Below are 25,688 nucleotides of genomic sequence, written 5' to 3'. Positions count from 1 at the left end.
GTCGTCGGCGAACGCTTCAGGCGGGGACCGCGACGGGGTCGCCGCCGGTGACGGCGGACGGCACCGTCTTCGCCGGGCGCCCTCTCTTGGGGCGTTCGGTCGTGAGCTCCAGGGCCATCTCCGGATGCGGGTGCTGCGCGAGTCGTGCCTCCGCCTTGTCGAGCCACCGCAGCTCGGCCTCCGCCGCGCAGACGAGGGAGTCGAGGACGAGCGACCACGCGAGGTCCTCTGGGCTGCCCGCCGCGAGCCCGGGGGAGGGCGTGCGGCGCAGCTCGTCCAGCCGCTGCTGTGAGGCGTCGCGCTGGTTGCGGAGGATGGTCGCGGCATCCACTCCGGGCAGGGTGGCGGCGACGGCGAGCTTCACGGCGAGCTCCTCGCGCGTCGCCGGGGCGCGGAGCACCGGAGCGGCGAGCCAGCGCGCCGCTTCGGCCGACCCCGCCGCAGTGATGTGCCAGTAGACATGGCCGTGGTCGTCGGCCTCCCCGCGCTGGACGAGACCGTCGCGCTCGAGCCGCTCCAGGGTGTTGTAGATCTGGCCGACGTTGAGCGGCCACGTCGATCCGGTCCGGCGGTCGAACTCGTGGCGCAGCTGGTAGCCGTAGCAGGGGCCCTGATCGAGGATGGCGAGCAGGCTCTGACGTACGGACATGACCGGTCTCCTGAAAGCTGGCGGATGGAAAGCAGTGCCGAGTATATGCATACCGGGCAACTTCCCGGACGCGGCGCGGCGGACCCATGCAGGCGACGTGGAGGTCACAGGCCGGTAACATGGCAAAGTATGCCTGGCGCTCGCCTCACGGCGGCCGGCGAATGACCCAATGACAGGGAGATGACATCCGTGGCGAATCCTCTTGAGAAGCTGCTGCGCGCAGGTGAGGGGCGGATCATCCGCCGTCTGAACCAGGTGGTGAAGGCGGTGAACGCCCTCGAGGAGGACATCTCCCAGCTCACGGACGATGAGCTGCGCAACGAGACCGCCGAGCTGCGCGCCCGCTACGAGAAGGGCGAGACGCTCGACCAGCTCATGCCCGAAGCCTTCGCCGCGGTGCGTGAAGCCGCCAAGCGGACGCTCGGCATGCGCGCCTACGACGTGCAGATCATGGGTGGCGCCGCCCTGCACCTCGGGAACATCGCCGAGATGAAGACCGGTGAGGGCAAGACGCTCGTCGCGACCTTCCCCGCCTACCTGAACGCGATCGCCGGCGAGGGCGTGCACGTCATCACCGTGAACGACTTCCTCGCGAGCTACCAGGCGGAGCTCATGGGTCGCGTCTACCGTGCGCTCGGCATGACGACCGGGATCATCGTCTCCGGCCAGACGCCCGCCGTGCGGCGCGAGCAGTACGCGGCCGACATCACCTACGGCACGAACAACGAGTTCGGCTTCGACTACCTCCGCGACAACATGGCCTGGCGCAAGGAGGACCTCGTCCAGCGCGAGCACTTCTTCGCGATCGTCGACGAGGTGGACTCCATCCTCATCGACGAGGCCCGTACGCCGCTCATCATCTCCGGGCCGTCCTCCGGCGAGGCGAACCGCTGGTTCGCGGAGTTCGCCAAGATCGCCCGCACGCTCGTCGCCGGCGAGGACTACGAGGTCGACGAGAAGAAGCGCACCGTCGGCGTCCTCGAGCCGGGCATCGAGAAGGTCGAGGACTATCTCGGCATCGACAACCTCTACGAGTCCGCCAACACGCCGCTCATCTCGTTCCTGAACAACTCGATCAAGGCGCTCGCGCTGTTCAAGAAGGACACCGACTACGTCGTGATGAACGACGAGGTCATGATCGTCGACGAGCACACCGGGCGCATCCTCGTCGGGCGCCGCTACAACGAGGGCATCCACCAGGCGATCGAGGCGAAGGAGGGCGTGCCGGTCAAGGCCGAGAACCAGACCCTCGCCACCGTCACGCTGCAGAACTACTTCCGCCTCTACGACAAGCTCGCCGGCATGACCGGTACCGCCGAGACCGAGGCCGCCGAGTTCATGTCGACGTACAAGCTCGGCGTCATCCCGATCCCGACGAACAAGCCGATGATCCGCAAGGACCAGCCGGATCTGGTGTACAAGAACGAAGCAGCGAAGTTCGCGCAGGTCGTCGAGGACATCGCGGAGCGCCACGCGAGCGGGCAGCCCGTGCTGGTCGGCACCACCAGCGTCGAGAAGAGCGAGTACCTGTCGCGCCTGCTCGCCAAGAAGGGCGTCAAGCACGAGGTCCTCAACGCGAAGAACCACGCGCGCGAGGCGGAGATCGTCGCCCGCGCCGGCCGCCTCGGGGCCGTCACGGTCGCGACGAACATGGCCGGTCGAGGTACCGACATCATGCTCGGTGGAAACGCCGAGTTCCTCGCGGTGCAGGAGCTGAAGGCGAAGGGCCTCGACCCGGTGGAGACGCCGGAGGAGTACGAGGTCGCCTGGGACGAGACCTACGAGGCCATGAAGAAGGTCGTCGAGGAGGAGGCCGAGAAGGTCATCGAGGCCGGCGGCCTCTACGTGCTCGGCACCGAGCGCCACGAGTCCCGCCGTATCGACAACCAGCTCCGTGGCCGTTCCGGCCGTCAGGGCGACCCGGGCGAGAGCCGGTTCTATCTGAGCCTCACCGACGACCTCATGCGGCTGTTCCAGTCGGGCGCCGCCGAGGCGATCCTGGCCCGCACGAACTTCCCCGACGACGTCCCCATCGAGTCGGGCCTCGTCTCCCGGGCGATCCGCAGCGCGCAGTCGCAGGTCGAGGCGCGTAACGCCGAGATGCGCAAGAACGTGCTCAAGTACGACGACGTCCTCAACCGTCAGCGCGAGGCGATCTACGCCGACCGCCGCCACATCCTCCAGGGCGACGACATCGCGGATCGGGTGCAGCACTTCATCGAGGACGCGATCAGCGGCGTCGTGAAGGACCACACCGGCGAGGGCCACAACGAGAGCTGGGACTTCGACGCCCTCTGGACCGAGCTGAAGACCCTGTACCCGGTGAGCGTCACGATCGACGAGGTCGTGTCGGAGGCGGCCGGGCGCAAGGGCGGCATCACCGCCGAGGGCCTCACGCGCGAGCTGCTGTCGGACGCGAAGATCGCCTACGAGAAGCGCGAGGAGTCGCTCGGCGAGGCCGCGACCCGCGAGCTCGAGCGTCGCGTCGTCCTGCAGGTGCTCGACCGCCGCTGGCGCGACCACCTCTACGAGATGGACTACCTCAAGGACGGCATCGGCCTCCGGGCGATGGCGCAGCGTGATCCGCTCATCGAGTACCAGCGCGAGGGCTACGCGATGTTCCAGTCGATGATGGGCCAGATCAAGGAGGAGTCGGTCGGCTACCTCTACAACCTCGAGGTCGAGGTCCGTCGCGCCGGCGATGCCGAGACGGCAGAGGTCGAGGCCAAGGGGCTCGCCACCGACGGCGGAGAGCAGCGCCTGGAGTACTCGGCGGCGAACGACGCCGGAGAGGTCGAGGTCCGCAACGACCGCGGGCAGGTCCAGCAGGCCGCGACCGACAGGATGCGCCAGGCCGCGGCCCGGGCGCAGGCTCCGCAGCAGGCCGAGCCGGAGGAGGCGCCGCGCGGCGCCTTCGGGCAGCGCACGGAGGCGGCCGCCCCGGCGGCGGGCAACCGCGAGCAGCGGCGCGCGCAGAGCAAGAAGAAGAAGTAAGCCTTCGGGTGACGAGGAGGGCCAGTCCGTGCGGATTGGCCCTCCTGTCGTCCCTGTAGGCTTGATCGATGACACCATCGCGCACCTTCGACCAGTCGTCGAAGCTCAAGAACGTCCTGTACGAGATCCGCGGAAACGCCCTCGTCGAGGCGGCGCGATTGGAAGCAGAGGGCCACCGGATCCTCAAGCTCAACACCGGCAATCCCGCGATCTTCGGCTTCGACGCCCCGCATCAGATCGTGCACGACATGCTCGCCGCGCTCCCCACAGCCCACGGGTACAGCGACAGCAAGGGCATCATCTCCGCCCGGCGTGCCGTGGTGAGCCGGTACGAGGAGATCGACGGGTTCCCCCGTTTCGATCCCGATGACGTGTACCTCGGCAACGGGGTCTCCGAACTCATCACCATGACCATGCAGGCGTTGCTGGACGAGGGGGACGAGGTCCTCATCCCCGCCCCCGACTACCCGCTGTGGACGGCCATGACCAGCCTCGCCGGCGGGACGCCCGTCCATTACCTCTGCGACGAGGATGCGGGCTGGCAGCCCGATCTCGAGGACATCCGGTCGAAGATCACCCCGCGGACCAAGGCCCTCGTGATCATCAACCCGAACAACCCCACCGGGGTGGTCTATTCGCGACAGGTGCTGGAAGGTCTCGTGCAGATCGCGCGCGAGCACCAGCTCCTCATCCTCTCCGACGAGATCTACGACCGCATCCTCTTCGACGACGCGGTGCACGTCCCGACGGCGACCCTGGCCCCCGACCTGCTCTGCCTCACGTTCAACGGGCTCTCCAAGACGTACCGCGTGGCCGGCTACCGCTCCGGCTGGATGGTCGTCACCGGGCCGCAGGACCACGCCAAGGGCTTCATCGAGGGCATCACGCTGCTGGCGTCGACGCGGCTCTGCCCGAACGTCCCGGCGCAGCACGCCGTGCAGGCGGCGCTGTCCGGCGTCCAGTCGATCGACGCCCTCATCGCTCCCACGGGGCGTCTGCATGAACAGCGCGACATCGCTTGGGAGGGGCTGGAGGCCATCCCCGGCGTGTCCTGCGTGAAGCCTCAGGGCGCCCTCTACGCGTTCCCCCGCCTCGACCCGGACGTGCATGAGATCCGCGACGACGCCAAGCTCGTCTACGACCTGCTGGTGTCCGAGCACATCCTGCTCGTGCAGGGGACGGGTTTCAACTGGCCGACTCCGGACCACCTGCGCCTGGTGACCCTGCCAGAGCCGCGAGTGCTGAGCGAAGCCGTCGAGCGCCTCGGGAACTTCCTGTCGAGCTACCGGCAGTAGCCTCCACGGAGACGGAGGGGTCGAGACCGGCCGCGAGCCGACGCATGGCGGCGACCAGCGCCGACCGCGGCGCGACATCGGAGATCGGCCGGGCATGCAGGAGAGCCGCATCGACGGCACGACGGTCCAGCGGGAGGAAGGCGATGTCGGTGAGCCCGGCGAACCGCTCCAGCGTGCGTCGGATCTGGCTTCGGGCGTCGAGGCCGAGCGGCCCGGGACGGACCTGGTTCACGACGACCGTCACCGGCGTCTGGCCGACCAGACGCCGCAGCTCCGCATGGTCGCGCAGGAAGCGGCTGATCCCCAGCGGGTCCGCCAGGGCCACGGCCACGACCCGGTCCGCCTCGCTCAACGTCGCGACGGTCGCGGCGTGCCGCCGCGGGCCGACCACGTCGTACATCGCCTCCTCGTCCGTGTCGACGGCGGCTGAGACGTCCACCACGGTCTCTTCCGCCCACCTGCGGCAGACCGACAACGTCGCCCGCATCCGCGCGTCGGAGAGCTCGGGCCAGCGGCTCGGACGGTTGAGGCCCACCAGCACGTCGACCTCGGCGCCGCCTGCCGCGAGCCGGGCGGACAGGCGGGTCAGTTCGGCCGGATCGAGCGCACCGGCCTCGGCGCGACGGCAGGCTGCCGCGAGCCCGGGGGCGTCGTCGTCCATCCCGAGGAGCAGAGCCAGAGAGGGCGCCACGGTGTCGGCGTCGATCAGCGCCGTCCGGCGTCCGCGCCGCGCGAGTTCCACGGCGAGCTGAACGGCGATCGTGGAGCGTCCTGGCGCTCCGTGCGACCCCCAGATGGCGGTGAGGCGGGCCGCCGCCGTCGATGGGCCCGCGGCGGGGGGCCGCACATCGGCGGAGAGCGCTGCAGCGATCTCCCACCCCGGGGCATCCGCGCGCAGGGGCGGGGCGAGGCCCATCCGCATGACCGCCCGGCTGTCCGTGCCCCCGAGGGTGACGATGCGGACGCCGGCGCGATCGCACGCCGAGAGGAGTTCGGGGGTCAGCACAGCCCTGGTCGCGGGGGTGACGACAGCTTCAACATCCGGTTGCAGACGGGCGATGATCGCGGACGCGGACGCGGACGCGGACGGGAGGCTGAGCGCTGAGACGCCCTCCCATTCGAGTTCGGCGACCAGCTCGTCGGCTCGAGGCTGGGTCACGGCGAGGAGAACGACGCTCACGACCCGGCTCCGACCGGGACGACGGAGAGCGCGGCGCCACCGGTGACCGCGGCGAGGACTGCAGCGACGTCGCTCCGATCGATCACTATCTCCAGCTCCGCCGCGTTCTCCGCCAGCAGTCCCTCCGGCTCGAGGACAGCGCGGACGACGACGTCTCCCACGAGGATGCGGGGTTCATCGTACGAGCGTCCGTCCTCGCGCAGCGGTGCCTGCCAGATCTCCACCTCGGTTCCCGCCGCGACGTCCTCCGGGAGGCCCACGCTGCTCTCGACGACGACCGTCGTCGTGCGGCTGTCCGATGCCGTCGCCGTCGCCGTCCTCGGCACCAACTCGCCCTCCGTCAGCGTTCGGACGGCGACCTGTCCCGACGGGAGCTGATCCGGCCGGAGGTACTCGTCGGACGCCGCGCCGAGCGCCACATCGACCGTCTCGAAATCGGTGGCACGGAGGACCTCCCCGCGAACGATCGTGCGTCGTGCCTGGAGCACCGGGACCGCCTGGTCCGACGATGTGAGGACGAACCAGACGCCGGCGATCGATGCGAGGACGAGCACGATGCCCACCGCGAAGCGGGCATCACCGCGGAAGCGACGAGGGGAGCGGGAGAGCGGGGCCATGGCGATATGGTCACAGAAGCAGGGGGCAGGGCCGTCGAGTTATCCACAGGCTCGCTCCTGCCCGTACGGCGTCAGCCGTGGGCGCCCAGAATGAGGGCATGACACCCCCGCACCCGCACACCCCCCGGTTCCTCGCGCCTGCGCAGGTGGCAGAGCTGCTGAGCATCGACGTGGACGAGGTCATCGCGCTCGTCCACGCCGGTCATCTTCGCGGTGCCCCCCTCGGCGCTCCCGCGCGCTGGCGCATCGAGGAGCCGAGCATCGAGGAGTACCTGGCCGCGCAGACGGAGGAGGCGCGCCGGATGGCCCTGTGGCGGCAGTCGCAGGCCGCGAGCTTCCCCGAGCTGTGGGGCTCCTCCGCGGCGCGGCACCGCTGAGCGTCAGAGCGTCGCCGTCCCCTGCACCCGGATCGCCGCCAGCGCCGCATACGGCACCATCCTGAATCCTCGGACGGCGTCGGTCCGACGAGCTGAGCCGCTGTCATGCTCGGCGAGGTCGAGATGATCGGCGGCGGCGCGATCGATGGTCCCGTGGAGGTCGTCCCCGACGAGGAGACGGAGGTGCACCGGGAGGCGACGACGGGCGAGGTCGCGGAGAGCGAAACCCAGCGACATCCGCTCGCGGAGCGTCGGCGCTCCCGGGCTCTCGTCGACGAGGCTGCTCAGCATCGAACCATGGTCGACGGTGACTCCGAGGACCGACGTCATCGGGATCAGCAGCATGGAGCTCGGCACGCGCGCGCCCTGGGGCACTCGGGAGACGGCGGCGAGCCAGTCCACTCCCAAGGACCGCAGCCCGACGGGGACGCGGGTCCCGTCGGCGAGGTGAAGCGTCGTGTCGGTGCGCTCGTCGCACAGATGCCGCAATCGTGCGCGTAGATCGAGCCGGGCGATGCGGAGCCGCTCGGATTCGGCGTCGCGGGCGGCGCGTTCCGCCTCCCACTCCGCGGCGAGCTGTCCTTCCAAGTCGTCGAAGAGGGATTCCCAGTGCACCCGACCGAGCGTAGGGGCGGGTGTCACCTCCTCCGAGTTATCCACATCCCTGCCGAGACCGCACTCCTTCCGGCCTGTGGTGCGGTCGTCTACGGGTTGTCCACAGACCTGGGCCGGTGGCGCCCGCGGCGCACCGGGAACGTGTTCTACTGACGGCTCGCCGACCCCTTCGAAGGGAGATCGAGATGATGCTGGCCGAGTACTTCGGACCGCAGCCCACCCCGGCCGACGAGCTTCCGGACCCCGCACTTCTCGTACGGAGCCTCACCCAGGGAGCGCTCGAGGCGCTGGCGGGGGTGCGGGAGGTGGACCAGCTCGCCCGGTGGTTCAGCGAGGAGGCCTACCGCAGCGTGGTCGTCCGGGCCAACCTCGCCGCCCGCGCGCGCAGCGCTCGTGGTGTCGCGCCGACCCGGCCCACCTTCGTCATCCGCACTGTACGGGTGACCCACCCGCGGGACGGCATCGTGGAGGCGGTCGTGGTGGTGGCGGGGCCGGGGCGCACACGCGCCGTGGCCATCCGGCTCGAGGGGCTGGACCGACGGTGGCGCGCGACGTCGCTCGCCATCCTCTGAGGCGGGGGAGCCTAGGCTGGTGAGGTGTCAACCCTCAGTGATCTCGCCCAGGCCCAGGGCCTTCTGACCGACGACGACGTGGAGTGGCTGCACCGGCTCGCCGGCGACGGACAGCTCCTCGCGGACCTCGCCTCCGCCGACATCGTCCTGTGGATCCAGACGGACGACGGATCGTTCGTCGCCGTCGCGCACGCACGACCGAGCGGCGCGGCGACTCTCTTCTACCGCGACATCGTCGGGGAGCGGGTGCGTCCGCAGTGGCGCACGCAGGTGCAGGGCGCATTCGAGACGGCGGAGATCGTGGACTCCTCCTCGCCCGACTGGTTCGAGGAGACACCGACCAGGGTCCGCGCCGTCCCGATCGTCATCGAGCGTCGCGGAGAGGACAAGGCTCCCCGCGTGATCGGCGTGGTCACCCGGCACACCAACCTCGGGGAGGTGCGTACACCGTCGCGTCAGCAGATCACCTTCGACGAGTGTGCCAACGACCTGTTCCGCATGATCGCGGACGGCAGCTTCCCGGACCCGGCAGCCCCCACGTCGCCGCGCCGTGGCGCTCCGCGGGCGTCCGACGGTCTGATCCGGATCGACGTGGACGGCATCACGACCTTCGCCAGCCCCAACGCACTGTCCGCGTTCAATCGGATGGGCTTCGACGATGAGCTGGAGGGGGAGTCCCTTGCCGAGGTGACCACCCGGCTCGTGCCGCCCTCCCGGCAGGTCGACGAGTCGCTGCCCGTGGTGGTGACCGGGCGGGCACCTTGGCGGACGGACATCGAGGCGCGTGGCGTGACGGTCTCGCTCCGCGCCATTCCCCTGAAGGATCACGGCACGCGCATCGGGGCCATCGTGCTCTGCCGCGATGTCTCAGAGCTGCGCCACCAGGAGCAGGAACTCATCACCAAGGACGCGACGATCCGGGAGATCCACCACCGCGTCAAGAACAACCTGCAGACCGTGGCCTCCCTGCTCCGGATCCAGGCGCGGCGCACGCACTCCGACGAGGCACGAGATGCTCTCACGCAGGCCATGCGCCGCGTGGACGCGATCGCGGTGGTGCACGACACCCTCGCCCAGGGGCTGACGCAGAAGGTCGACTTCGACGAGGTCTTCCATCGGGTACTCAAGCTCGTCGCCGAAGTGGCGTCGGCTCCCAACACGCGCGCCCGCACCCAGTCGACGGGACACTTCGGCGTGCTTCCGAGCGAGTACGCCACTCCGTTGGCCCTGGCCCTGACGGAGGTCGTGACCAATGCGGTGGAGCACGGCCTCGCCGGGCAGGAGGGTGTCGTGACCATCGACGCCAAGCGCACCGAGGACAACCTCCGCGTGACGGTCCGCGATACGGGCCACGGGCTCCCGGAGGGCCGGATCGGTCAGGGCCTGGGCACGCAGATCATCCGCACCCTGATCCAGGGCGAGCTCGGCGGAACGATCGACTGGCGGGGGAGCGAGGGTGAGGGGACCGAAGTGGTCATCGACATCCCGCTGCGCTGGCTCGAGCGCTGACGCTCTGCCGGAACATGCAGAAGCGGCCTGAGACGATGTCTCAGGCCGCTTTCGCGAATCTCAGGAGGCGCGACGGGCGCGTGCGGCGCGACGCTTGAGCGCGCGGCGCTCGTCTTCGGACAGCCCGCCCCAGACGCCCGAGTCCTGGCTGGTCTCCAGGGCGTACTGCAGGCAGATCTCGGTCACCGTGCACGTCGCGCAGACGGTCTTGGCCTTCTCGATCTGATCGACGGCCGGGCCGGTGTTCCCGACGGGGAAGAACAGTTCGGGGTCGACGGTCAGGCAGGCGGCCTTGTCACGCCAGTCCATGGGGGCTCCTCGGTGTGGATTTCATGAGATGTCGCGATGCGACCTCTCGATTCGGGTGACGGTTCGGGTTCCGCTACCCTGTTGAGATACGGGCGGATGCCCGCTGATTGTGATGCGAACGCGAACGTTCGCCCCACGCCGCTGTGGGAGCACATGACTTTCTCTATTCTGTTACATGAATACCCTGAAATCAAGGGTTTTCTCGTCATTCGATCCCCGGGAGGACCCCCGTGCGCGCACCGGGAATCGCCCGCGCCGCCGCCGCCGTCCTGGCGGTCGAGGCGGTCGCCCTGCTCGTGTTCGCCGCGATCGAGATGGCCGGACTCGGGGCGGGGGACGCCGCGTCGCTGCCGACGGCCATCGCTCTCATCGTCCTGACGCTGATCGGTGCAGCGGCGCTCGCCGCCTTCGCGTTCGGCACCCGGGCCGGACGCTCCTGGGCGCGATCGGGCGGCGTGGTGTTCCAGGTCCTCGCGATCGCCCTGGCGCTCGGAGCCCTCACGCTGCCGCCCATCCCGTGGGCCTTCGTGCTCGGACTCGGGATTCCCGCCGTCGCCGGCTTCGCGCTCCTCGTCGCCAGCGCACGCCGGGAGGGCTCACGCCGCGAAGCGGAGTGAGCGGGACCCGACCCGTCAGGCGTCGATGCCGAGCTGCTTGCGCAGCCGCGGGACGTGGCCCGTGGCCTTCACGTTGTACTGCGCGCTCGTGATGACGCCGTCTTCGTCGAGGACGAATGTCGAGCGGATCACGCCTTCGACGAGCTTGCCGTAGTTCATCTTCTCGCCCCAGGCGCCGTACGCCTCGTGCACCGCGTGGTCGGGGTCGCTGAGCAGCGGGAACGTGAGACCGTCGCGGTCGCGGAAAGCGGCGAGCTTCGCCGGCTCGTCCCGCGAGACGCCGACGACCTGATACCCGGCGCCCTGCAGCGACGAGATGCTGTCGCGGAAGTCGCAGGCCTCCGTCGTGCACCCCGGCGTCATGGCGGCCGGGTAGAAGTACAGCACCGTCTTCGTGCCGCGGAGGTCGGCCAGGCGGACGGTGTTCCCGTCCTGGTCGAGCAGGGAGAAGTCGGGGGCGGCGGTTCCGGTTTCCAGGCGTTCGGTCACGGACCCAGCCTATCGTCCGGGGGGCTGCTCCGCCTTGTCCGCGAAGGTCTGCAGGAGGCGCTGCAGGGAGTCAAGGCGAGCGCGTCCCGTCTCGCTCAGCTCTCCGCGGTCCGCCGCCTCGATGAGGGCGCAGTCCGGCGCGTCGGGGAGGTGGGTGCAGCCGCGCGGGCAGTCCTCCGCGATGACGGCGAGCTCGGTGAAGGCGGCGAGGATGTTCGCGGGGTCGACATGCCCGAGGCCGAAGGAGCGGACGCCAGGGGTGTCGATGACCCAGCCGGAGCCGTCGGCGCTCTCGTAGCGCAGGGAGACGGTGGAGGAGGAGGTGTGTCGCCCGCGGCCGGTGACCTGGTTCACGTGTCCGGTGGCGCGGCCCGCGGTGGGCACCAGGGCGTTCACCAGCGTCGACTTGCCGACACCGGAGTGTCCGACGAACACCGTCGAGTGGCCGATGAGCGCAGCACCGATCTCGTCGATCGGCATCTCGTCCTGCGCGCTGGTGAAGACCCGGAGGTCGAGGCCGTCGAAGTGGGCGAGGAACGGCGCGGGGTCGGCGAGATCGGTCTTCGTCACGACGAGGAGCGGACGGATGCCGGCATCCAGGGCGGCGACGAGGTAGCGGTCGACGAGCCGGGCGCGGGGCTCGGGATCGGCCGCGGCGACGACGACGAGCATCTGGTCGGCGTTCGCGACGATCACCCGCTCGACTTCGTCGGTGTCGTCGGCGCTGCGGCGGAGGAGCGAGGTGCGCTCGACGATGCCCACGATCCGGCCGAGCGTGCCCTCGTCTCCCGAGGTGTCGCCGACGACGCGGGCCTGGTCGCCCGTCACGATCGGCGTGCGTCGCAGCTCCCGCGCGCGGGCCGCGGTGATCGTGCGCTCCTGCGCGGTGTCCTCGTCGAGGAGCACGGAGTACCGGCCCCGGTCGACGCCCAGGACCCGGCCGATCTGCGCATCTTCGTGGGCAGGACGGCGTTTGGTGCGCGGCCGGTTGGCCTTCGGGTTCGGACGCGTGCGGATGCTGCTCTCGTCGTAGTCCTCGAAGTCGTCCTCGAGGTCGTCGGCGTCATTCAGCCAGCTCACCTGTCAGCCTCGCAGCATCCGCTCCCAGAGCATGGTGAACTCCGGGAGGGTCTTGGCGGTGGTCCCGATGTCGTCGATCACGACGTCCGGGACGCGAAGTCCGATCAGCGCGCCGGTCGTCGCCATCCGGTGGTCGTGGTGCGCGGCCCAGGTGCCGCCGCGGAGCGGACCGGGAACGATGCGGATGCCGTCGGGGAGCTCCTCGGCGGTCCCGCCCAGCGCGCGCAGGTTCCCGACGAGCGCCGCGATCCGGTCGGTCTCGTGGAGGCGGATGTGTCCGATGCCGCGGATGGTCGTGGGGCCGTCGGCGAAGGCCGCGAGACCGACGAGGGTCGGCGTGAGCTCGCTGGCGGCGGAGAGATCGAGATCCAGTCCGCGGATTCCGGAACCTGCTCGCACGGTGAGCACCCCGCCGTGACGGCTGACGTGCGCACCCGCCGCCTGCAGGATCTCGGGGAGCAGCGCTCCGGGCTGGGTCGAGTGCGCCGGCCAGCCGGTGATCGCGACGGAGCCGCCGGCGACGAGGGCCGCGGCGAGGAACGGGGCGGCATTGGAGAGATCCGGTTCGATCGGGATCTCCTTGGCGCGGGGGACTCCGGCCTCCACCAGCCACTCGCCGACCGCGGGGCGCTCGATGCGGATGCCGCGGCGGCTCAGCGCCTCGATGGTCATGTCGATGTGCGGCAGGCTCGGCAGCCGCTCGCCGGTGTGCACGAGGTGCAGGCCGACGTCGAAGCGCGGCGCGGCGAGCAGCAGCCCGGACACGAACTGGCTGGAGGCCGACGCATCGATCTCCACGCGGCCACCGCGGATGTGGCCATGGCCGCGGATGGTGAAGGGAAGGGCCCAGGTGCCCTCGTCGTCGATGTCGACGCCCAGGTCGCGCAAAGCGCTGATGAGCCCGCCCATGGGGCGGTGCAGAGCCGTCTCGTGCGCGGTGAGGTGGACATCCTGCTCGGCGAGGCCCGCCAACGGCGCGATGAAGCGCATGACGGTACCGGCCTGACCGCAGTCGATCGTCGTGCCGCCGCGGAGCTTGCCGGGCGTGATCACGAGGTCGGGACCGAACTCATGACCGGCCTCGACCTCCTCGATGCCGACGCCGAGTGCGCGGAGAGCCTCCACCATGCGCTGCGAGTCGTCCGAGTGCAGCGGGGCGATCAGGCGACCGGGGCCGTCCGCGATCGCCGCGATGAGGAGCTCGCGGTTCGTGAGGGACTTGGAGCCGGGGATCGTGAGCTCGGCGTGCACCGGGCCGTCGATCGTGGGCGCGGGGTAGGCGCCCTGCACACGGGTGGGGGAATACCTTTTGGCGCTCATCGGTTCTCACCTTAGTAAACGCAAGGCCGTCCTCGTGAGAGGCGGCCCCCATGCGAAGGGAAGAGGATGCCTGCGACGCTGGAACGCGAGGTGATCGACCTCAGCCGCCTAGACTGGCCGGTGATGGACGACACCGCAACCGCAGCCACCGTCGGCGACCCTCGGCGCGAGTTCGAGGAGCAGGCGCTCCCCTTCATGGACCAGCTGTACGCCGCCGCGATGCGTATGACGCGCAATCCCGCGGACGCCGCCGATCTCGTGCAGGAGACCTTCGTCAAGGCCTACGGCTCCTGGTCGACCTTCGCGCAGGGCACGAACCTCAAGGCGTGGCTGTACCGGATCCTCACCAACACGTACATCAACATCTACCGGAAGCGGCAGCGCGAGCCCTTCCAGGGCACCATCGACGAGCTCGAGGACTGGCAGCTCGGCGGCGCGGAGTCCACCACCGCTTCGCACAGCCGGTCGGCGGAGGCGGAAGCCATCGATCGCATGCCGGCGTCGGTCGTGAAGGATGCGCTGCAAGCGGTTCCGGAGGACTTCCGGCTCGCGGTGTACCTCGCCGACGTCGAGGGCTTCGCGTATCAGGAGATCGCCGACATCATGAAGACCCCCATCGGCACCGTGATGAGCCGTCTGCATCGTGGCAGGCGGATGCTGCGGGAGCTGCTGGCCGACTACGCCGCGGAGCGGGGAATCGCCGCGGCTGACCCGAGGAGCAAGAAATGAGCGACTGCGGCTGCGACAAGGCCCGTCAGGATCTGGAGGAGTACCTCCGCAACGAGGTGTGCAAGACCGAGCACGCCGAGATCCGCGAGCACCTGGAGAACTGCCCGGCGTGCCGGGACGAGGCGCTGGTGGCGACGACCCTCACCGAGGTCATCGCCCGCGCCTGCAAGGAGACCGCTCCGGAGGAGCTGCGCGACCAGGTGTTCGCCCGGCTGCGCGAGGTCCAGGCCGCTCAGCACTGAGGTGTCCGCGGGCGCGCGGCGCGTCGGAGACCGCCCGTAGGCTGTGTGCATGGCCCTCATCGATGCGCGCGGGATCCCCGCTGACCAGACTTCCGTCGACCGCCTCGCGGGGGAGGACCTCGACTATCGGGTCCTGGATACGACGGACGCGACGCGGGTCGCCGCCTTCCAGCGCGCCATGGCCCGTGGGTTCCTCGGCGCCGATCCCTCGGAGGCGGCTCGCGAGGAGGGCGTCGGCACCCTGAGGAGCCGGCGCAACATCGGCGTGTACGAGACCGACGCATCCGCCGACCGCTTCCCGGTGGCGACCATCGATTCCTGGGTGACGCCGCTGACCATCCCCGGCGGCGAGATCGGGATGTGGGCGATCAGCGGGGTCACGGTGGCCGGCACGCATCGCCGCCGTGGCATCGCGCGGGCCCTGCTGGAGGGGGAGCTGCGCGCCGCCGTCGACGCCGGCCTCCCGGTCGCCGGACTCACGGTGTCCGAGGCGACCATCTACGGGCGGTACGGCTTCGGTTCGGCCGTACCGGTGTCGCGCTTCACGGTGGACGTCCGTCGAGCCGGCTGGGCGGGACCCGTCCCCGCTGGTCGGGTCGAGTACCTCGAGCGCGAAGAGCTCGCCGAGGCGCTGGCGGAGGCGCACGAGCGCGCCCGTACCGCGCGGTCGGGTCAGGTCCCGGGGTGGGCGGCCCGCTGGGCGGGCATCAGCGGGCTCGCGAGCACCGACACCGATCGGGACCGGGTGCGCGGCGTCCGCTATCGCGACGAGTCCGGTCAGGTGCGCGGCGTGATGGCCTTCCACCTCAGCGAGCGCGGCGGCACGTTCCGGTTCGCGCTGCACGTGCGCCTGCTCGTCGGCGAGACGGCGGAGGCGACCGCTGCGCTGTGGCGGTTCGCGCTCCAGCACGACCTCGTCGACGAGGTGACCGCCGATCTCCGACCGCTCGACGACGCCCTGCCGTGGCTGGTCGCGGATCCGCGCGGCGTCACCCAGGAGGTGCACGACCACGGTTGGCTCCGCGTCCTGGACGTCCCCGCCGCGCTCACGGCCCGGACCTACGCCGCGCCCCTGGACACCGTGCTCCGCATCGAGGACGCCCTGGGATTCGCCGCGGGCACCTGGCAGCTGCGCGTCGACGCGGAGGGGCAGGCGCACATCGAGGATGCTCCGGGCGCCGAGGCGGACCTCGTCCTCGACGTCTCCGCGCTCTCGTCGATCTATGCGGGCAGCGTCCGCGTCGCCGCGCTGCACGGAGCGGGCCGGATCATGGGCCCGGTCGACGCCGTCGAGGCACTGGACCGTGCGTTCGTCGCCTTCCCGGCGCCGTCCCTCGACATCTGGTACTGACCCAGGGACCGAGAAGGGCGCCCCGGCCGAAGCCGGGGCGCCCTTCGTCGTCGGAGAGGCGGTCAGCCTAGGGTGACCGCCGCGCGGATGAGCGCGGCCTGCTCGGTCGCGTGCACCTTGGACGAGCCCGTCGCCGGCGAGGCCGACGCCGGACGCGAGACCGGGCGGAACGAACGGTCGCCGGGGACGTCTGCGAAGGCCAGAGCCAGGAACGGCCAGGCGCCCTGGTTCTCCGGCTCCTCCTGCACCCACACGAGCTCGGCGTTCGGGTACGAGTCGGTGATCTTCTTCAGCTCGTCGATGGGCGTCGGGTAGAGCTGCTCCAGACGCACGAGGGCGACCTGCGGGTTCGGGTTCTTCTCCAGCTCGGCGCGGAGGTCCCAGTGCACCTTGCCGCTGTGCACGAGGACGCGCTTCACGGCGGAACGGTCGAGACCGCGGTCGTCGTCGAGGACCGGCTCGAAGCGGCCGCCGGTGAACGCCTCCACCGGGCTGGTCGCGCCGCGCAGGCGCAGCATCGCCTTCGGCGTGAACACGATCAGCGGCTTGCGCGGGCGGGCGTAGGCCTGCCGGCGCAGCAGGTGGAAGTGCGACGCCGGGGTCGATGGGCGCGCCACGATCATGTTGTCCTGGGCGCACAGCTGCAGGAACCGCTCGATGCGTGCGGAGGAGTGGTCCGGCCCCTGGCCCTCGTAGCCGTGGGGGAGCAGGAGCGTGACGCTGGACTGCTGACCCCACTTCTGCTCCGCGGCGGAGATGTACTCGTCGATGACCGACTGGGCGCCGTTGACGAAGTCGCCGAACTGCGCCTCCCACAGCACCAGGGCCTCGGGGGCCTCCACGGAGTAGCCGTACTCGAAGCCGAGCGCGGCGTACTCGCTGAGCAGCGAGTCGTAGACGAAGAAGCGGCCCTGCGCGTCGGACAGGTTCGACAGCGGCAGCCACTCCTGGCCGTTCGCACGGTCGTGCAGCGCGGCGTGCCGCTGCACGAAGGTCCCGCGGCGCGAGTCCTGGCCGGCCAGGCGCACCGGGGTGCCCTCGACCAAGAGCGAGCCGAAGGCGAGCAGTTCGCCGAAGCCCCAGTCGATGTTCCCGTTGCGGCTCATGTCGAGGCGCTTCTCCAGCAGCTGCTGGATCTTCGGGTGCACCGTGAAGCCCTCGGGCTTGTTCACGAACGCGTCGCCGATGAGGCGGATGACCTCGGCCGGCACGCCGGTGACCTCGGGGGCTCCGACCTGGTCCTCGACCTGCGGGGCCTCTTCAGGGGCGATCGGGGTCGCGCCGGTCTCGGCGGCGTGCGTCTCGGCGAAGGCGATCTCCAGACGGTTCTGGAAGTCGGCCTTGGCCTCGTCGTACTCCTCCTCGGTGATGTCGCCGCGACCGACGAGGGACTCCGTGTAGAGGCGGCGGACGGAGCGCTTCGCCTGGATGAGATCGGTCATCAGGGGCTGCGTCATCGAGGGGTCGTCGCCCTCGTTGTGCCCGCGTCGGCGGTAGCAGACGAGGTCGATCACGACGTCGCGGTGGAAGCGCTCACGGTACTCGAACGCGAGCTGCGCAACATGGATGACGGCCTCGGGGTCGTCGCCGTTCACGTGGAAGACGGGCGCCTGGATCGTCTTGGCCACGTCGGTGGCGTAGACCGACGTGCGGGCGTCGCTCGGCGTCGTGGTGAAGCCGACCTGGTTGTTGACGACCACGTGGATGGTGCCACCCGTGCGGTAGCCGCGCAGCTGCGACATCTGCAGCGTCTCGACGACGACGCCCTGGCCGGCGAAGGCCGCGTCGCCGTGGACGAGGATCGGCAGCCAGGCGAAGGTCCCGATGGGCTTGCGGTCCTGCTTGGCGCGGACGATGCCCTCCAGCACGCCGTCGACCGTCTCCAGATGGGAGGGGTTGGCGGCGAGGTACACCGGCAGCGCCGAGCCGTCGTCGGCGACGAACGTGCCCTCGGTACCCAGGTGGTACTTGACGTCGCCCGAGCCGCGCTGGTTGCCGGGGGTCTGCGTGCCCTCGAACTCGCGGAAGACCTGGCCGTACGTCTTGCCGGCGATGTTGGTGAGCACGTTCAGGCGGCCGCGGTGGGCCATGCCGATCGCGGCGCCCTCCAGCCCGGCCGTGGCCGCGCCCTGGAGGATCTCGTCGAGGAGCGGGATCAGCGACTCGCCGCCCTCGAGCGAGAAGCGCTTCTGGCCGACGAACTTCGTCTGCAGGAAGGTCTCGAAGGCCTCGGCCTCGTTGAGCTTGCGCAGCACGCGCAGCTGCTCGTCGTGGCCGGGCTTCTGGTACTTGACCTCCACCTTCTCCTGGAACCAGCGGCGCTGCTCCGGGTCCTGGATGTGCATGTACTCGATGCCGAGCGTGCGGCAGTACGAGTCGCGCAGCACGCCGAGGATGTCGCGGAGCTTGGCGACGCGGCGCCCGCCGAACCCGCCGGTGACGAACTCGCGGTCGAGGTCCCAGAACGTCAGGCCGTGGCTCTCGATCTCCAGGTCGGGGTGCGAGCGCTGACGGTACTCGAGCGGGTCGATGTCGGCCATGAGGTGGCCGCGCACGCGGAAGGAGTTGATGAGCTCCTGCACGCGGGACTGCTTGTCGACGCGCTCGGCGAGGTCGACCGCGATGTCGGGGTTCCAGCGGATCGGTGCGTACGGGATGCGCAGCGCCGCGAAGATGTCGTCGTAGAAGCCGCGCTGGCCGATCAGCAGCTCGTGCACCTTCTTCAGGAACTCGCCGGAGCCGGCGCCCTGGATGACACGGTGGTCGTAGGTGCTCGTGAGCGTGATGGTCTTGCCGATCGCCAGCTCGTTGAGCGTCTTGTCGCTCGCGCCCTGGAACTCGGCGGGGTACTCGAGGGCACCGGCGCCGATGATGCAGCCCTGGCCCTTCATGAGACGCGGGACGGAGTGCACCGTGCCGATGCCGCCCGGGTTGGTCAGCGAGACCGTCGTGCCCTGGAAGTCGGCGGCGGTGAGCTTGTTGGCGCGGGCGCGGGTGACGAGGTCCTCGTAGGCGGCGAGGTACTCGGTGAAGGTCATGGTGTCGGCACGCTTGATGCTCGGGACCATGAGGGCCCGGGTGCCGTCCGGCTTGGGCAGATCGATCGCGATGCCGAGGTTGACGTGCGCGGGGGCCACGACGGAGGGCTTGCCGTCGATCTCGGCGTAGAAGACGTTCTGGCTGCGGAACTCGTCGAGGGTGCGGATGAGCGCCCAGCCGATGAGGTGGGTGAAGCTGACCTTGCCGCCGCGGGTGCGGGCCATGTGGTTGTTGATGACGATGCGGTTGTCGATCATCAGCTTGGCGGGGACCGTGCGGACGCTCGTCGCGGTGGGGACGGTGAGCGATTCGTCCATGTTCGCGGCGAGGGTCTTCGGCAGACCGCGCAGCGGGGTGACCTTGTCCTCCTCGGAGGGTTGCTGCGTCTCCTTGGATTCCTGCTTCGGCTTCGGCGCCTGGGCGGGGATCGGCGCGGCGGCCGCCGGCTTCGCGGTGGTGCGGGCGACGGGTTGTGCACCGATCACGGGGATGGGAGCGGTCACGGGGTGCGCCGGTGCCGTGGTCGCGGCGGGAGCGGCAGCGCCTCCGGCGGCGGTGGTCTCGGAGTGGTACTTCTCCAGAATGGGCCACCACTCCTTGTCGACCGAGTCGCGGTTCTCCTTGAACTGCTCGTAGAGCTCTTCGACGAGCCAGGAATTGGCTCCGAACCCCCCGTCGCCACCGACGCCGGTCACCTGGTTCGACACGCTCTATCGCCCTCTTTCATCGCTGAAGATCTCCGATGCGGACGCACGACGCAGGATGCGCTCGGGCCCGCACACTCTCGACCACCAAGCCTAACCTGTTTCGACCGCAGTGACGTCGAAGAGACCGACCCGTGCCGCGCCGATCTGGGTACCGTGGAGGCATGGAGTTCTCAGGTGCGCAGCCGACCGTCGATCTGACCTACTCGGACGTCTTCCTGGTGCCGCGCCGTTCGGCCGTCACCAGTCGCCTCCAGGTCGATCTCGCTCCGCACGACGGCACGCCGGCGACGCTGCCGCTCGTCGCCGCGAACATGAACTCGGTGACCGGGCCGCGGATTGCCGCCGTGCTCGCGCGCCGCGGGGCACTGGGCGTGCTGCCGCAGGACCTCCCGCTCCAGGAGCTCGACGCCGCGATCCGCGACGTGAAGGGGCAGCCGGTGCTCTGGGACACGCCACTCGTGCTGCCCCCGGGGGCGACCGTCGCGGACGCTCTCCGCCTGCTCCCCGCCGCGGCGGGCCATGGGATCGTCGTGGCCCACGGCGCGGCGCCGATCCCCGTCGACCGCATCGTCGGCGTGCTCCCGGCCACCCGCCTCGCGACCGCGCTGCCCGACGCGCAGCTCGGCGACCTCGTGCACCGCGGGACGCCGTCCATCGACGCGGACGACATCGGCTCCGAGCGGCATGCCTTCGACGTCATCACCGAGGCGGACGTCGAGATCGTCACCGTGGTGCACCACGGACACCTCGTCGGGACGCTGAGCGCCCGCAGCGCTCTGCGCGCCACGCTGTACCGGCCGGCCGTGGACGCCGGCGGACGCCTCGCCGTCGCTGCGGCGGTCGGCATCAACGGCGACGTCGGCGCCAAGGCGAAGGCGCTCGCGGCGGCCGGGGTGGACGTGCTCGTCGTCGACACCGCGCACGGGCACCAGGAGGGCATGCTCCGGGCGCTGCAGGAGGTCGCCTCCCTCGGGCTCGGACTCCCCATCGTCGCGGGAAACATTGTCACGGCGGACGGCGTGCGGGATCTGGTCGACGCGGGCGCCTCGATCCTCAAGGTCGGCGTCGGCCCAGGGGCGATGTGCACGACCCGGATGATGACGGCCGTCGGTCGCCCCCAGTTCTCCGCGGTGCTGGAGACCGCGCAGGCCGCCGCCGAGGCCGGAGCGCACGTCTGGGCCGACGGCGGGGTGCGCTACCCGCGGGACGTCGCCCTCGCGCTCGCGGCGGGTGCGGCCTCCGTCATGGTCGGCTCCTGGTTCGCCGGGACGATCGAGGCCCCGGGCGAGCTCCAGCGCGACACGGACGGGCGCCTGTTCAAGGAGTCCTGGGGCATGGCCTCGACCAAGGCTGTGCAGGCGCGGTTCGGTCGGCTCGACGCCTACGAGCGCGCACGCAAGGAGCTCTTCGCCGAGGGCATCTCCTCCTCCAAGATCTACCTGGACCCGCTGCGCCCGGGCATCGAGGATCTGCTCGACATGATCACCTCGGGCGTGCGGTCGTCCTTCACGTACGCGGGTGCATCGACCGTGCCGGAGTTCCACGACCGCGCTCTCGTGGGACTGCAGTCGGCGGCCGGCTACGAGGAGGGCAAGGCGCTGCCGGTCAGTTGGTGATCACCTGCCGCGTCCACAGTCCGCTTCTGTAGAATCGAGCGCACTATGGACGACCCTCCCAGTTGCCGAACATCGCCCCACCGTCCCGTTCTCTCCCCGGAGAGGAAGATCTGATGGACTACATCATGTTGGGCGTGGGGCTTCTGCTCACGGTCGGCACCGGCCTCTTCGTCGCGAGCGAGTTCGCGCTCGTGAACCTGGACCGCGCGGATCTGGAAGCGCGGCAGGCGCGAGGCGAGTCCCGCCTCTCGCTGACGATCAGCGCCCTGCGGCACACGTCGACGCATCTCTCCTCGGCGCAGCTCGGCATCACGCTGACCACGCTGTTGACCGGATACACGATGGAACCGGCGCTGTCCAACCTCCTGCGCCCCACGCTGGTCGCCTGGAACATCCCGGAAGCCGCCGTCGCTCCCATCGCGACCGTGGTGGCGATGTTCGTCGCGACGGTGCTCTCGATGATCCTCGGCGAGCTCGTCCCGAAGAACTTCGCGCTGGCGCTGCCCCTGGCCACGGCCAAGCTCGTCGTGCCGTTCCAGATCGCCTTCACGACGGTGTTCAAGCCGGCGGTGGTCGTGCTGAACGGCAGCGCCAACGGCGTGCTGCGCAGCATGGGCATCGAGCCCAAGGAGGAGCTCTCCGGCGCCCGCAGCGCGGAGGAGCTGTCCTCGCTCGTGCGACGGTCGGCGAGCGCCGGAGTGCTGGAGGCCGACACCGCCACGCTGCTCGATCGCACGCTCACCTTCTCCCGGCTCACGGCGGCGGACGTCATGACGGCGCGCCCGAGCATGCACGCGATCGCCGCCGGCGACTCGGTGGACGACGTGATCCAACTGGCGCGGCGCACCGGCCACAGCCGCTTCCCGGTCTTCGACGAGGACCTCGACGACATCACGGGCGTCGTGCATCTCAAGGCCGCCATCTCGGTGCCACGGGAGCGCCGGGCCGAGGTGCCCGTCGGCGCCCTCGCGACCGACCCGCTCCGCGTGCCGGAGACCGCCCACGTCGACGCGCTCATCTCCGACCTCCGCGGTCGCGGCTACCAGCTCGCGGTCGTCGTCGACGAGTACGGCGGGACGGCGGGCATCGTGACGCTGGAGGACCTCGTGGAGGAGCTCGTCGGCGAGGTGTCCGACGAGCACGACCGGACCAGGGCCGGCATCATCCGCAACCGCGACGGGGTGACCTTCCCCGGCGAGCTGCGTCCGGACGAGCTGCGCAGCCGTGCGGGCGTCGAGGTGCCGGAGGGGGATGTCTACGACACGGTCGGCGGCTACGTCATGAGCGTCCTCGAGCGGGTGCCGGTGGTCGGCGACGAGGTGCCTCTGGAGAGCGGCACGCTGCAGGTGGTCCGCATGGACGGACGCCGGGTGGATCGGGTGCGTTACGTCCCGAGACCGGACACCGTCGTCATCGAGGGGGTGTCCCTGTGAGCGATTGGGGAGGCCTCGCCTGGCTCGTCGTCCTGCTGGCGGCGAACGCGTTCTTCGTCGGCGCCGAGTTCGCGGTGATCTCCGCGCGGCGCTCGCAGATCGAGCCGAAGGCGGAGCGCGGCTCGCGCCCGGCCAAGACGGCGCTGTACGCCATGGAGCACGCGACGCTCATGCTCGCGACCTCGCAGCTCGGCATCACGATCTGCTCGCTGCTCATCCTGAACGTCTCTGAGCCCGCCATCCACCACCTGCTCGCCGTGCCACTGCACGCGCTGGGCTGGTTGGACGGCGCGGTGGACATCGTGTCGTTCACGATCGCGCTGCTCATCGTGTCGTTCCTGCACGTGGTGTTCGGCGAGATGGTCCCGAAGAACCTCGCGTTCTCCGTCCCGGACCGTGCCGTGCTGCTGCTGGCGACGCCGCTGGTGTGGGTGTCGAAGGTGTTCATGCCGGTGATCTGGCTGCTGAACGCGGCGGCGAACGGCGTGCTGCGCCTCTTCCGCGTGGAGCCGAAGAACGAGGCGGCGTCGACCTTCACCCTCGACGAGGTCGCGACCATCGTCAACCAGTCGCGCCGTGAGGGTGTGCTCATGGACACCGCGGGCACGGTGACGGCCGCGGTCGAGTTCACCGACAAAAAGGCGCGCGACGTGGCCGTGCCGCTGAGCGACCTCGTCACGCTGCCGCAGACCACCACACCGGACGACATCGAGAAGGCGGTGGCCCGCTACGGGTTCTCGCGCTACGTGATCGTCGACGACGAGGACGTCCCCATCGGCTACGTCCACCTCAAGGACATCCTGCGGGCCTCCGAGGGACCGGATGCCGAGGCCAAGGTGCTCGAGCCGATCCCCGGCAAGCGCATCCACCACATGGTGCCCGTGCAGGAGGACACCGACCTGGAGGACGCCCTCGCCGTCATGCGCCGGGCGGGGCGCCACCTGGCCAAGGTTCGCGACGCCCGCGGCGAGACCACGGCCGTGCTGTTCCTGGAGGACATCCTCGAGGAGCTCGTCGGCGAGGTGCAGGACGCGACCCGTCGCGTCCGCGGCCACTGACATCCGGATACGCGAAGGCCGCCGGCTCCCTCGGGAACCGGCGGCCTTCGTCGTGGGCGTCAGCGCCAGTGCGCCCGCTCGTACTGCGGCGGCCAGGCGACCTCGTCGCCCAGCTCGTGTGCGGCCCGCAGCGCGAAGTGCGGGTCGCGCAGCCACTCCCGTCCGGCGAAGATCGCGTCGGCCGCACCGTCGACGAGCACCTGCTCGGCCTGCGCGGCGGCGGTGATGAGGCCCACGGCCGACACCGGGATCCGCCCGCCCTGGCGGACGGTCTCGGCGAGGGGGACCTGGTAGCCGGGGGAGACGGTGATGCGCTGGTGCGCGACGAGGCCGCCGCTGGAGACGTCGATGAGGTCGGCGCCGCGCACGGTCGCCCAGGCGCCCACCGTCGCGGCCTCCTCGGGCGTGAAGCCGCCCTCGGCATGATCGGTCGCCGAGATGCGGACGAACAGCGGCACGTCGTCGCCGGCCGCCTCGCGCACCGCGTCCACGACGCGCAGCAGCAGCCGGGCCCGGTTCTCCAACGAGCCGCCGTACTCGTCCTCCCGGAGGTTGGACAGCGGCGACAGGAACTGGTGCAGGAGGTAGCCGTGGGCGCCGTGGATCTCGATGACGTCGAAGCCCGCCTCGAGCGCCCGCCTGGTCGCCGCGGTGAACCCGTCGACCACGCGGTCGATGCCCGCCGCGTCCAGCGCGACCGGCGCGGCGAATCCTTCGTAGGCCACCGGCGACGGCGCGGTGGTCGTCCATCCGCCCGCGGCGGCGGGGACCGAGCCGCGCTCGTCGGCCCACGGCCACCAGGTCGAGGCCTTCCGCCCGGCGTGCGCGAGCTGGATGCCCGCGGCGGCCCCGCGGTCGTGGATCGCGCGCACGATCGGGGCCAGGGCGTCGCGCTGCGCGTCGTCCCAGAGGCCGAGGTCGCGAGGGGAGATCCGCCCCTCCGGGACGACGGCGGTGGCCTCGGCGACGATGAGCCCGGCACCGCCCGAGGCGAACTGCGCGAGGTGGGTGTGATGCCACTCCTGCGCCACGCCGTCGACGGCGCTGTACATGCACATGGGGGACACCCAGAGGCGGTTGCGGAACGTGGCGGAGCGGATGGTCAGCGGGGAGAAGAGGAGACTCACCGTTCGACGGTACCGCCGGCGCGGACGGGAGAGGGCCGTCGGGCTAACGTGGAGTCATGAGCGACGTGCGCGAGTGGTCCCGCAGCGACGCGGCGCGGTTCTTCCGCGCGCCGACCGCCGAGGATGACAAGTACTCGCGGGGCGTCGTGGGCATCCGCACCGGATCGGCCGCCTACCCCGGCGCCGCGGTTCTGGGCGTCGAGGCCGCCTGGCGCACCGGTGCCGGATTCGTCCGCTACGTCGGCGCGCCGTCGGCGGTGGCGGCGGTGCTGGCACGACGCCCGGAAACCGTCGGCGGGCCCGACGCCGGACGCACGCGGATCGGTGCCTGGGTGATCGGCTCCGGGACCGATCCGGACGACCGGAGCGCGGCGGAGGCGCAGGCGCTGCGCGAGATCGTCGACGGCGACGTGCCCGTGGTCATCGACGCCGGAGCGCTCGATCTGGCGCCGACCGCCCGCGCCCCGTTCGTCGCCACGCCGCACGGCCGGGAGTTCGCGCGGCTGCGCGAGCGCGTCGGCATCGACGGGGCAGGGGAGGATCTCGCAGACGTCCGCGACGTGTCCGCCGCGATCGACGGCGTGGTGCTGCGCAAGGGCGCGCGCACCGTTCTCGCGGCACCCGACGGCACGCTCATCGCCGTCGAGGCGGGGACCGGCTGGCTCGCGACGGCCGGGACGGGGGACGTGCTGGCGGGGATCGTCGCCGCCGTGATCGCCGCGAATCCGGGCAGCCCGCTCGTCGAGTCCGCCGCGGCGGCCGT

General features: G+C 70.6%; 23 protein-coding genes. 13 read left to right on the top strand and 10 right to left on the bottom strand.

Going from position 1 to position 25,688, the window contains the following annotated elements:
* Positions 1-16 precede the first annotated feature (16 nt).
* Positions 17-649: a PadR family transcriptional regulator gene (locus DW296_RS02725; RefSeq protein ID WP_136050987.1), complete on the bottom strand. Its 633-nt coding sequence runs from the start codon at positions 647-649 to the stop codon at positions 17-19.
* A gap of 189 nt (positions 650-838) precedes the next feature.
* On the opposite strand from DW296_RS02725, the gene secA reads away from it, so the two are divergent.
* Positions 839-3,643 (top strand): preprotein translocase subunit SecA, encoded by a 2,805-nt coding sequence (secA, locus tag DW296_RS02720; RefSeq protein WP_136050986.1) that lies wholly within the window; start codon positions 839-841, stop codon positions 3,641-3,643.
* A gap of 68 nt (positions 3,644-3,711) precedes the next feature.
* Positions 3,712-4,938, top strand: coding sequence for a pyridoxal phosphate-dependent aminotransferase (locus DW296_RS02715; protein ID WP_136050985.1), 1,227 nt, complete (start codon positions 3,712-3,714; stop codon positions 4,936-4,938).
* Here DW296_RS02715 and DW296_RS02710 read toward each other — a convergent pair.
* Positions 4,829-6,118 (bottom strand): AAA family ATPase, encoded by a 1,290-nt coding sequence (locus DW296_RS02710; RefSeq protein ID WP_136050984.1) that lies wholly within the window; start codon positions 6,116-6,118, stop codon positions 4,829-4,831. The two genes, DW296_RS02715 and DW296_RS02710, sit on opposite strands and share 110 nt — an antisense overlap.
* A complete protein-coding gene (locus tag DW296_RS02705) occupies positions 6,115-6,735 on the bottom strand; it encodes an SAF domain-containing protein (RefSeq protein ID WP_136050983.1) in 621 nt (206 codons plus the stop codon). Before DW296_RS02705 ends, DW296_RS02710 begins: the two co-directional genes overlap by 4 nt.
* A 98-nt stretch (positions 6,736-6,833) precedes the next feature.
* On the opposite strand from DW296_RS02705, the gene DW296_RS02700 reads away from it, so the two are divergent.
* Positions 6,834-7,112, top strand: coding sequence for a helix-turn-helix domain-containing protein (locus DW296_RS02700; RefSeq protein ID WP_060923181.1), 279 nt, complete (start codon positions 6,834-6,836; stop codon positions 7,110-7,112).
* 3 nt (positions 7,113-7,115) lie between these two features.
* Here the strand turns inward: DW296_RS02700 and DW296_RS02695 are convergent, their stop codons facing one another.
* Entirely contained in the window at positions 7,116-7,727 is a 612-nt protein-coding gene (locus tag DW296_RS02695) for a hypothetical protein (protein ID WP_136050982.1), read from the bottom strand.
* Between the two features lie 185 nt (positions 7,728-7,912).
* Between DW296_RS02695 and DW296_RS02690 the strand changes: the two genes are divergently transcribed.
* The gene (locus tag DW296_RS02690; protein ID WP_071328294.1) at positions 7,913-8,299 is read left to right on the top strand and encodes an Rv3235 family protein; all 387 of its coding nucleotides are present in this window, start codon (positions 7,913-7,915) and stop codon (positions 8,297-8,299) included.
* A 24-nt stretch (positions 8,300-8,323) separates the two neighbouring features.
* On the top strand, positions 8,324-9,808 hold the full coding sequence (locus DW296_RS02685; protein ID WP_136050981.1) for a sensor histidine kinase: 1,485 nt from the start codon (positions 8,324-8,326) through the stop codon (positions 9,806-9,808).
* A 60-nt stretch (positions 9,809-9,868) separates the two neighbouring features.
* On the opposite strand, the gene DW296_RS02680 is transcribed toward DW296_RS02685, so the two are convergent.
* On the bottom strand, positions 9,869-10,117 hold the full coding sequence (locus DW296_RS02680; protein ID WP_017203224.1) for a WhiB family transcriptional regulator: 249 nt from the start codon (positions 10,115-10,117) through the stop codon (positions 9,869-9,871).
* 230 nt (positions 10,118-10,347) lie between these two features.
* Between DW296_RS02680 and DW296_RS02675 the strand changes: the two genes are divergently transcribed.
* A complete protein-coding gene (locus tag DW296_RS02675; protein ID WP_136050980.1) occupies positions 10,348-10,734 on the top strand; it encodes a hypothetical protein in 387 nt (128 codons plus the stop codon).
* Between the two features lie 15 nt (positions 10,735-10,749).
* Here the strand turns inward: DW296_RS02675 and bcp are convergent, their stop codons facing one another.
* From bcp to aroA, 3 genes are read right to left on the bottom strand one after another with little or no spacing between them, the layout of a single operon-like run.
* On the bottom strand, positions 10,750-11,223 hold the full coding sequence (bcp, locus tag DW296_RS02670) for a thioredoxin-dependent thiol peroxidase (RefSeq protein ID WP_136050979.1): 474 nt from the start codon (positions 11,221-11,223) through the stop codon (positions 10,750-10,752).
* Between the two features lie 9 nt (positions 11,224-11,232).
* A complete protein-coding gene (gene rsgA, locus DW296_RS02665) occupies positions 11,233-12,303 on the bottom strand; it encodes a ribosome small subunit-dependent GTPase A (RefSeq protein WP_136050978.1) in 1,071 nt (356 codons plus the stop codon).
* Positions 12,304-12,306: 3 nt separating this feature from the next.
* On the bottom strand, positions 12,307-13,623 hold the full coding sequence (gene aroA / locus DW296_RS02660; protein ID WP_136050977.1) for a 3-phosphoshikimate 1-carboxyvinyltransferase: 1,317 nt from the start codon (positions 13,621-13,623) through the stop codon (positions 12,307-12,309).
* 123 nt (positions 13,624-13,746) lie between these two features.
* Here aroA and DW296_RS02655 point away from each other — a divergent pair, with 123 nt between their 5' ends.
* The 3 genes from DW296_RS02655 to DW296_RS02645 are packed head-to-tail and all read left to right on the top strand — an operon-like array spanning position 13,747 to position 15,945.
* Entirely contained in the window at positions 13,747-14,352 is a 606-nt protein-coding gene (locus tag DW296_RS02655; protein WP_200839056.1) for a sigma-70 family RNA polymerase sigma factor, read from the top strand.
* Complete coding sequence (locus tag DW296_RS02650; RefSeq protein ID WP_025103064.1) at positions 14,349-14,594, top strand: zf-HC2 domain-containing protein; 246 nt, start codon at positions 14,349-14,351, stop codon at positions 14,592-14,594. Before DW296_RS02655 ends, DW296_RS02650 begins: the two co-directional genes overlap by 4 nt.
* 49 nt (positions 14,595-14,643) lie before the next feature.
* Positions 14,644-15,945, top strand: coding sequence for a GNAT family N-acetyltransferase (locus DW296_RS02645; protein WP_136050976.1), 1,302 nt, complete (start codon positions 14,644-14,646; stop codon positions 15,943-15,945).
* A gap of 62 nt (positions 15,946-16,007) precedes the next feature.
* Here DW296_RS02645 and DW296_RS02640 read toward each other — a convergent pair whose 3' ends face one another.
* Positions 16,008-19,691, bottom strand: coding sequence for a multifunctional oxoglutarate decarboxylase/oxoglutarate dehydrogenase thiamine pyrophosphate-binding subunit/dihydrolipoyllysine-residue succinyltransferase subunit (locus tag DW296_RS02640; RefSeq protein ID WP_136050975.1), 3,684 nt, complete (start codon positions 19,689-19,691; stop codon positions 16,008-16,010).
* A gap of 161 nt (positions 19,692-19,852) precedes the next feature.
* Here DW296_RS02640 and guaB1 point away from each other — a divergent pair, with 161 nt between their 5' ends.
* The 3 genes from guaB1 to DW296_RS02625 all read left to right on the top strand — a co-directional run bounded on the left by guaB1 (position 19,853) and on the right by DW296_RS02625 (position 23,798).
* Positions 19,853-21,307: a GMP reductase gene (gene guaB1 / locus DW296_RS02635; protein WP_136050974.1), complete on the top strand. Its 1,455-nt coding sequence runs from the start codon at positions 19,853-19,855 to the stop codon at positions 21,305-21,307.
* Between the two features lie 113 nt (positions 21,308-21,420).
* Complete coding sequence (locus DW296_RS02630; RefSeq protein WP_136050973.1) at positions 21,421-22,740, top strand: hemolysin family protein; 1,320 nt, start codon at positions 21,421-21,423, stop codon at positions 22,738-22,740.
* On the top strand, positions 22,737-23,798 hold the full coding sequence (locus DW296_RS02625; RefSeq protein ID WP_136050972.1) for a hemolysin family protein: 1,062 nt from the start codon (positions 22,737-22,739) through the stop codon (positions 23,796-23,798). Before DW296_RS02630 ends, DW296_RS02625 begins: the two co-directional genes overlap by 4 nt.
* Positions 23,799-23,857: 59 nt before the next feature.
* On the opposite strand, the gene DW296_RS02620 is transcribed toward DW296_RS02625, so the two are convergent.
* Positions 23,858-24,925, bottom strand: coding sequence for an NADH:flavin oxidoreductase/NADH oxidase (locus DW296_RS02620; RefSeq protein ID WP_136050971.1), 1,068 nt, complete (start codon positions 24,923-24,925; stop codon positions 23,858-23,860).
* A 56-nt stretch (positions 24,926-24,981) separates the two neighbouring features.
* On the opposite strand from DW296_RS02620, the gene DW296_RS02615 reads away from it, so the two are divergent.
* On the top strand, positions 24,982-25,688 hold a 707-nt coding region (locus DW296_RS02615), incomplete at its 3' end, for an ADP-dependent NAD(P)H-hydrate dehydratase (protein WP_136050970.1).

Source organism: Microbacterium sp. K36, assembly GCF_004794355.1.
In the GTDB taxonomy this organism is placed as follows: domain Bacteria; phylum Actinomycetota; class Actinomycetes; order Actinomycetales; family Microbacteriaceae; genus Microbacterium; species Microbacterium paraoxydans_D.
Note: the sequence above shows the minus strand (reverse complement) of the source record. Positions and strands in the feature narration are given on the sequence as shown.

What these genes read in the sequence shown, in the direction of transcription:
- DW296_RS02650 (WP_025103064.1), top strand. Translation starts at nt 14,349, where the DNA reads ATGAGCGACTGCGGCTGCGACAAGGCCCGTCAGGATCTGGAGGAGTAC.
- DW296_RS02700 (WP_060923181.1), top strand. Translation starts at nt 6,834, where the DNA reads ATGACACCCCCGCACCCGCACACCCCCCGGTTCCTCGCGCCTGCGCAG.
- guaB1 (WP_136050974.1), top strand. Translation starts at nt 19,853, where the DNA reads ATGGAGTTCTCAGGTGCGCAGCCGACCGTCGATCTGACCTACTCGGAC.
- DW296_RS02630 (WP_136050973.1), top strand. Translation starts at nt 21,421, where the DNA reads ATGGACTACATCATGTTGGGCGTGGGGCTTCTGCTCACGGTCGGCACC.
- aroA (WP_136050977.1), bottom strand. Translation starts at nt 13,623, where the DNA reads ATGAGCGCCAAAAGGTATTCCCCCACCCGTGTGCAGGGCGCCTACCCC.
- DW296_RS02715 (WP_136050985.1), top strand. Translation starts at nt 3,712, where the DNA reads ATGACACCATCGCGCACCTTCGACCAGTCGTCGAAGCTCAAGAACGTC.
- DW296_RS02680 (WP_017203224.1), bottom strand. Translation starts at nt 10,117, where the DNA reads ATGGACTGGCGTGACAAGGCCGCCTGCCTGACCGTCGACCCCGAACTG.
- DW296_RS02645 (WP_136050976.1), top strand. Translation starts at nt 14,644, where the DNA reads ATGGCCCTCATCGATGCGCGCGGGATCCCCGCTGACCAGACTTCCGTC.
- DW296_RS02705 (WP_136050983.1), bottom strand. Translation starts at nt 6,735, where the DNA reads ATGGCCCCGCTCTCCCGCTCCCCTCGTCGCTTCCGCGGTGATGCCCGC.
- DW296_RS02690 (WP_071328294.1), top strand. Translation starts at nt 7,913, where the DNA reads ATGATGCTGGCCGAGTACTTCGGACCGCAGCCCACCCCGGCCGACGAG.
- DW296_RS02725 (WP_136050987.1), bottom strand. Translation starts at nt 649, where the DNA reads ATGTCCGTACGTCAGAGCCTGCTCGCCATCCTCGATCAGGGCCCCTGC.
- DW296_RS02655 (WP_200839056.1), top strand. Translation starts at nt 13,747, where the DNA reads ATGGACGACACCGCAACCGCAGCCACCGTCGGCGACCCTCGGCGCGAG.